At 71.8% G+C, this 6,350-nt stretch carries 6 protein-coding genes; 4 read left to right on the top strand and 2 right to left on the bottom strand.

Features of this window, described 5'->3' with window-relative positions; translation table 11 throughout:
• The first annotated feature begins 322 nt into the window (after positions 1-322).
• Positions 323-1,012: a DUF5919 domain-containing protein gene (locus ACFU99_RS28925; RefSeq protein ID WP_384397587.1), complete on the top strand. Its 690-nt coding sequence runs from the start codon at positions 323-325 to the stop codon at positions 1,010-1,012.
• 52 nt (positions 1,013-1,064) lie between these two features.
• Here the strand turns inward: ACFU99_RS28925 and ACFU99_RS28930 are convergent, their stop codons facing one another.
• A complete protein-coding gene (locus ACFU99_RS28930) occupies positions 1,065-1,529 on the bottom strand; it encodes a cupin domain-containing protein (protein WP_384397588.1) in 465 nt (154 codons plus the stop codon).
• Positions 1,530-1,832: 303 nt separating this feature from the next.
• Here ACFU99_RS28930 and ACFU99_RS28935 point away from each other — a divergent pair, with 303 nt between their 5' ends.
• Both ACFU99_RS28935 and ACFU99_RS28940 read left to right on the top strand, forming a co-directional pair.
• On the top strand, positions 1,833-3,005 hold the full coding sequence (locus tag ACFU99_RS28935; RefSeq protein WP_384397590.1) for a methyltransferase: 1,173 nt from the start codon (positions 1,833-1,835) through the stop codon (positions 3,003-3,005).
• A gap of 118 nt (positions 3,006-3,123) precedes the next feature.
• Positions 3,124-3,759: a hypothetical protein gene (locus ACFU99_RS28940; RefSeq protein WP_384397592.1), complete on the top strand. Its 636-nt coding sequence runs from the start codon at positions 3,124-3,126 to the stop codon at positions 3,757-3,759.
• A 79-nt stretch (positions 3,760-3,838) separates the two neighbouring features.
• On the opposite strand, the gene ACFU99_RS28945 is transcribed toward ACFU99_RS28940, so the two are convergent.
• Positions 3,839-5,602 (bottom strand): NAD+ synthase, encoded by a 1,764-nt coding sequence (locus tag ACFU99_RS28945; protein WP_384397594.1) that lies wholly within the window; start codon positions 5,600-5,602, stop codon positions 3,839-3,841.
• A gap of 277 nt (positions 5,603-5,879) precedes the next feature.
• On the opposite strand from ACFU99_RS28945, the gene ACFU99_RS28950 reads away from it, so the two are divergent.
• Positions 5,880-6,329: a DUF4234 domain-containing protein gene (locus tag ACFU99_RS28950; protein WP_384397596.1), complete on the top strand. Its 450-nt coding sequence runs from the start codon at positions 5,880-5,882 to the stop codon at positions 6,327-6,329.
• Positions 6,330-6,350: the final 21 nt, after the last annotated feature.

The following is a 6,350-nucleotide window of genomic DNA, read 5'->3' on the forward strand; positions in this document are numbered from 1 at the left end:
GTCCACTCCGGGCCGCCGTGCACCGGGCGCAGATACACCTCGCCCAGATACGAGGCCATGACATGGCCGACGGTGCCCGTACGGATGTCCACGACAAGTGGCCGTTGCGTTGGGGAGCCGCGCTCCCCCGGTGAACTGTCCATGGTCTGAATATCGGTCGCCCGGCGGCGCCCTTTAACTCCCGTGCCCCGGACGTATCGCACTCGTTGGGACTACCGTCCTTAGTGGCCCGAATGTCCAAGGGGAAGCCTTGAACACAGCTCTGCGCGATGCTATGGCCGCATCACGTATGACCGCCGGTTGTCTCGCCCGTACAGTCGGGGTGTCGACCAAGACCGCGGAACGATGGCTGTCGAACCCCGCTCGCGTTCCGCATCCACGGACCCGGGACGGGGTGGAGGCGGCGCTGGGAGTGAGTGCCGACGTGCTGTGGCCCAAGAGCGTCCGTTCCACCATGAAGGTGGGCGCGGACCGGGAGATCGTGTCAGCGTACCCCTACCGCAACGCGTGCCCCAGGGCGGTGTGGGCCGCCCTCATCCACTCCGCCACGCGGAACATCACCTTCGCGGGGTACACCAACTACTTCGTCTGGCAGGAGCATCCGCGGCTCGCCGCCCGGCTGGCGGCCAAGGTCGCGGCCGGCTGCGAGGTGCGCTTCCTGCTGGGCGACCCCGCGTCGGCGGTGACGCGCCGCCGCGAGGAGATCGAAGGGGTGCCGCTGACGGTCTCCACGCGGATCAGGATCACCCTGGCCGCGCTGGAGGAGGCGGGCGAACGGTCGGGAATCGAGGCCCGGTTCAGCGATGAGCACATCGCGCTGTCGGTCTTCGCGTTCGACGACCAGATGCTGGTCACCCCGCACCTGTCGAGCCTCCTCGGCCACGAGTCGCCGATGCTGCACCTGCGGCGGCTGGGGGAGGACGGGCTGTACGACCGGTTCGCGGGCCATGTCGCGGCGTTGTGGGAGGACGGCCGCCCGGTGTGGGGCGCCCCGGCGGACGCACGGAGCTGAGCTGACCGGTGTGCGTACGCCCGCCCGTACGCGCACCGGCCCGGCGGGCGCCTCAGGAAGCCGGCGGGTCGTCGAGAACCGTCACCCCGTACTGCCCCAGGACATCGAGGTGTTCGGCGTCGTGGCGGGCGTCGGCGGGGCCGATCGCGTGGAAGTAGCCCTCGACGGCGCCCGGGTTGTTGATGACGAGGAGCTCCGCCGTCGGCGTGATCGCCTGGAAGGTGTGCGGGACCAGCCGCGGCCCGTAGATATAGGCCCCCGGCCCGGCGTCGTGCACCTCGCACTCGTCGAGCGACTCCGACCCCGCCCAGAACCGCACCCGCCCGGACAGGACGACCCAGCTCTCGTCCTCCCGGCTGTGCCGGTGCAGTGGCGGCGCGTCCCCGCGGTCCACGGTGACCCGCATGACGGTCACCGCTCCATCGGTCTCGGCGGTGCTCACGACCTGCTCGAAGGTGGTCTTGTAGTAGCGGACGTCCGGTCCGTCGCCCGGATTCCGTATGAGGGCGATGCTCATATGCGGTCCTCTCGTCGGCGCGCGGTTTTTGGTTGAGGCTTCAAGCATCGCTCGCTCCGGGGCCGCACGCCAGACGCCGCGGCCAACTTGGCTTGTTCCGGGCGCGATCCGCGCGCTGTCCGGTGCCACCGTGCGCCCTGCTCGGTCCGTGCGGCGGCCTCTACCGTGGTGGGCGAGGACGGGGAGGTGGGGCCATGGAGGGCAAGCACCGGTCGCCGATCGGGGACGACGGACATCAGCCGGGCCGGCCCGTGCCGCCGCCCCCGCCTCCCGCGCCCGCCCCCGCGCCGGACGCCGCGTAGCGTGGCCGCGCCCCTCGCAGGCCCGGCCGCCGAGGCCGACGACGACCCCGCGGCACTGGTGGACGGGCTGCTCGGACAGATCGCCGAGCGGCTGGGCCGGCCGGTCCCCGCTCCGTACGCGGCGGCCCTGCGATCCGTGCCCCGCCACCTCTTCCTCCCCGACCGGGTGTGGATCCGCGACGGGAACGGCGGCTACACGCCCCGCGACCGGCACGCGGACCCCCACGGCTGGCTGGCGGCGGCCTATACCGACACCCCGCTGATCACCCAGTTCCAGACGGCCGAGGACGGGACCCGCCTCCCGTCGTCCTCCGTGTCCATGCCGTCCATGGTCGTCCGCGCCCTCGAACTGTCCGCGCTCGACGACGGCATGCGGGTCCTGGAGATCGGCACGGGCACCGGGTTCAACGCGGCGCTGCTGTGCGCGCGGCTGGGCGACGACCGGGTGACGACCGTCGAGATCGACCCCGCCCTCCACGCGCGGGCCGGCCGCGACCTGGCCGCCGCCGGATTCGCGCCCCGCCGCGTCCTGGCGGACGGGGCCGCGGGCTGGGCTGCCGCCGCGCCCTACGAGCGGGTCCTGGCCACGTGCTCGGTGCGCGCCGTGCCGCCCGGCTGGCTGGCCCAGACCGCCCCCGGAGGACGCGTCGTCACACCGTGGGACAGCCCGTGGTGCTGCTACGGCACCCTGGCGCTCACCCGGCACCGGGACGGCACCGCCTCCGGCCCGTTCAGCGCCTTCGGCTCGTACATGGTGCTGCGCGGCCAGTACGCCGACGTCGAACTCGGCCGCGACCTCCTGCGCCCCGGACAGGCCCACGACGAGTCCCGTACGGCGCTCTCGCCGTGGACGGTGGCCGGCGGGGATCTCGACGCCGAGTTCCACCTCGGCCTGACCGTGCCCGGCGCCTGGTTCTCCTGGGACGACGCCCCCGAGGCGGACGGGGCGCACACCCGGCTGTGGATCGGCGACACCGGGGCGACGTCGTGGGCGAGCGTCGACTACGACGGCCGCGGCGTCGCCTCCTTCCGCGTCCGCCAGCACGGACCGCGCCGCCTGTGGGACGAGATCGAGCGGGCGTACGCCGCCTGGGACCGGCTCGGACGCCCGCCGGTCGACCGCCACACCCTGACGGTGGACTCCGGCGGAGCGAGCACCGTCACCGCGGACTGATCTGACCCTGACAACATCTCCTTAGCGGTCCGTTAGTGGAACGCCAACGCGGTCTTCCAAGCTGGTTGTCGTCCGGGAGAGACCGGAAGAGAGACGAGAGACCAGAGCAACGGGAGACATGATGTACACCGCGAGCACCGCCGCCAACCGCCTTCGTCCGAGCGGCCGCACCGGGCGCCGGGTCGCCGCAGCGCTTGTCGCGGCGGCGGCGCTGGGGCTGGGGGCGACGGCCTGCGGGCAGGGGGACGGGGACGGGGCGGCGAAGGGCGCAGGCTCTTCGAACGCTTCCAACTCCTCGGGGGCGTCCGCTTCTCAGCACGACTCGGCCTCGTCGGCCACGTCCCAGGACGGGGCTGCGGGCAACTCGTCGAACGACTCCGCCGCGCAGGGGCACAACAGCGGCAGCAAGTCCGCCCCCGAAGGCGGCGGCGTCGCCAACGCGGGCAACCACCAGGTGATCGTGGGCAAGATGAGCTACCTCGCGCCCAGCAAGCTGCTCGTCAAGCCCGAGGACGGCGGCAAGGCCCGTGAGTTCGACGTCGCCAACGCCATGGAGATCCGCGGGGCGGCCGCGATCTGCGGCGGGGCCGACGGGACCGTGACGATCGGCAAGGACGGCTACGGCACCAAGCGGTGCACCGCGGACCAGTTGGAGAAGGCCGCGAAGACCGGCAGTGTCGTCGTCCGCGTCACCATGAACACCACGTCCGGCGTCCCGGTCCCGGACCTGGTCGAGGAGAAGTACCACCCGTAGGCCGCCCCCACCCAGACTCCGCACGCCCGGTGAATCCCCCCTCCGGGCGTGCGGGCTTTTTTGGCGAGAGCGGGAGGGGTCAGCCCGTTTCGCGCCAGCGGTTGGTGATCGGCAGGCGGCGGTCCTTGCCGAAGCCCTTGGCGGAGATCTTCGTGCCCGGCGGGTACTGCCGCCGCTTGTACTCCGCGGTGTCGACCATCCGCAGGACGCGCGTGACCAGCTCCGCCTCGAAGCCCGCCGCGATGATCTCGGCGCGGCCCTGGTCGCGGTCCACGTACAGCTCCAGGATGCGGTCCAGGACGTCGTAGTCGGGCAGCGAGTCCGTGTCCACCTGGCCCGGCCGCAGCTCCGCGCTCGGCGGCTTGCTGATCGAGTTCTCCGGGATGGGCGGGGTCTCGCCGCGCTCGGCGGCCGACCGGTTGCGCCACTTGGCGAGGCGGAAGATCGAGGTCTTGTAGACGTCCTTGATCGGCCCGTACGCGCCGACGGAGTCGCCGTAGAGGGTCGAATAGCCGCAGGCCAGCTCGGACTTGTTGCCCGGCGCGAGCACGATGTGGCCCTCCTGGTTGGAGAGGGCCATCAGCATGGTGCCGCGCAGCCGCGACTGGAGGTTCTCCTCGGCGAGGCCGGTCAGCCCCAGCGAGCCCATATAGGCGTCGAACATCGGGGCGATGGGGACGGTGCGGAAGTTCAGCCCCGTGCGGCGGGCCAGCTCGGCGGCGTCGCCGATGGAGTGCTCGGAGGAGTAGCGGGAGGGCATCGCGACCCCGTACACGTTCGCCGCGCCGACCGCGTCGCAGGCGATGGCGGCGACGAGCGCCGAGTCGATGCCGCCGGAGAGTCCGATGAGCACGCTGCGGAAGCCGTTCTTCGCGGCGTACGCGCGGAGCCCCACCACCAGCGCGGTGTAGACCTCCTCGTCGTCGTCGAGCCGCTCGGCCCGCCCGCCCGGCGTCTCCGGCTCGTACGGGGGGAGCGGGTCGGCGGAGAGCGTCACGTGCTCGACGCGCAGGCCGTCATCCAGGGTGCCCACGGTCCCGGCCGGCGGCTCGGCCGCGGCGGCGGGCAGGTCGAGGTCGACGAGCACGCACCCCTCCTCGAACTGCGGGGCGCGCGCGATGACTTCGCCGTCCCGGTCGACGACGATCGAGTCGCCGTCGAAGACCAGCTCGTCCTGGCCGCCGGTCATCGCCAGGTAGGCGGTGGTGCAGCCGGCCTCCTGCGCGCGCTTGCGCACCAGGTCGAGGCGGGTGTCGTCCTTCTCCCGCTCGTACGGGGAGGCGTTGACGGACACCAGCAGCCCGGCCCCGGCGCTGCGGGCGGCCGGCACCCGGCCGCCGTCCTGCCACAGGTCCTCGCAGATGGCGAGGGCGACGTCGACGCCGCGCACCCGCACCACGGGCAGCGTCTGGCCGGGCACGAAGTAGCGGAACTCGTCGAAGACGCCGTAGTTCGGCAGGTGGTGCTTGGCGAAGCGGAGGGCGACCCGGCCGCCGTGCAGCACGGCCGCGGCGTTCTTCGGGGCCCCGGCGGGCCGGCCGTAGCGGGGCTGCTCCGACTCGTCGCGGTCGAGGTAGCCGACGATCACCGGCAGCTCCCCGAACCCCTCGGCGGCGAGCCGGGCGGCCAGCGCGTCCAGCGCGGCGCGGCTCGCGTCGACGAACGAGGAGCGCAGCGCGAGGTCCTCGACGGGGTAGCCGGTCAGCGACATCTCGGGGAAGGCCACCAGGTGGGCGCCCTGCTCGGCCGAGTGCCGGGTCCAGTGGAGGATCGTTTCGGCGTTACCGGCGAGGTCGCCGACGCAGGAGTCGATCTGGTTCAGGGCGAGACGAAGTTGAGGCACGCGCCCCAGTGTAATCGTCTGTCTGACGCGATGGGGTGTGAGCGAGGCCACCCGGCGTGGCCGTGGGCCGCGTGTGGTGACGACCGTCTGTCTGCCGCATCCTTGGGTCGGGCGTGTCGCCCGGTCGCGCAAGGGCGCTATCGCACAGGCGTTCAGCGAACATACGTGTGGCGAGGGCGCTGAATCTGTGACAAGCTACGCGATCTGTCCGCGGCATGGTGCGCCGCGAAGAAAACAATGCCCCCTGACGCCCAGTCAGGGGTGCGCACGAGGAGACGTGTTGAGCACGCAGCAGCCATGGGGATACCCGCAGCAAGGCCCCGTAGGCTTCGGACTGGCCATGAAGCGCCGCGTCCCGCTCGGTGTGTGGCTGGGACTGCCACTGATCACCCTCGGGATCTACAGCCTGGTCTGGTACTACAAGATCCACAAGGAGATGGCGGAGTTCGACAGCCGCCGGCAGATCAGCCCCGTCGGCAGCCTGTTGGCGATCACCATCGGCGGGTTCGTGATCATTCCGCCGTTCGTCTCGGTCTTCAACACCGGTCGGCGCATCGCCGACGCGCAGCGGGCCGCCGGTCTCCAGCCCACATGCAGCGCCGGAATCGGCCTGCTGCTGATGTTCGTCATCGGTCTGTACCCGCTCTACTACCAGATCGAGCTGAACAAGATCGTCGACCACTACAACCAGGCCGCCCCCGGCACCCAGGTGCCGCTGGCGTACTGAGATCGACGCCTGCGAGAGACC

Origin of the sequence: Streptomyces sp. NPDC057654 (assembly GCF_042800135.1) — a bacterium.
Lineage (GTDB): Bacteria > Actinomycetota > Actinomycetes > Streptomycetales > Streptomycetaceae > Streptomyces.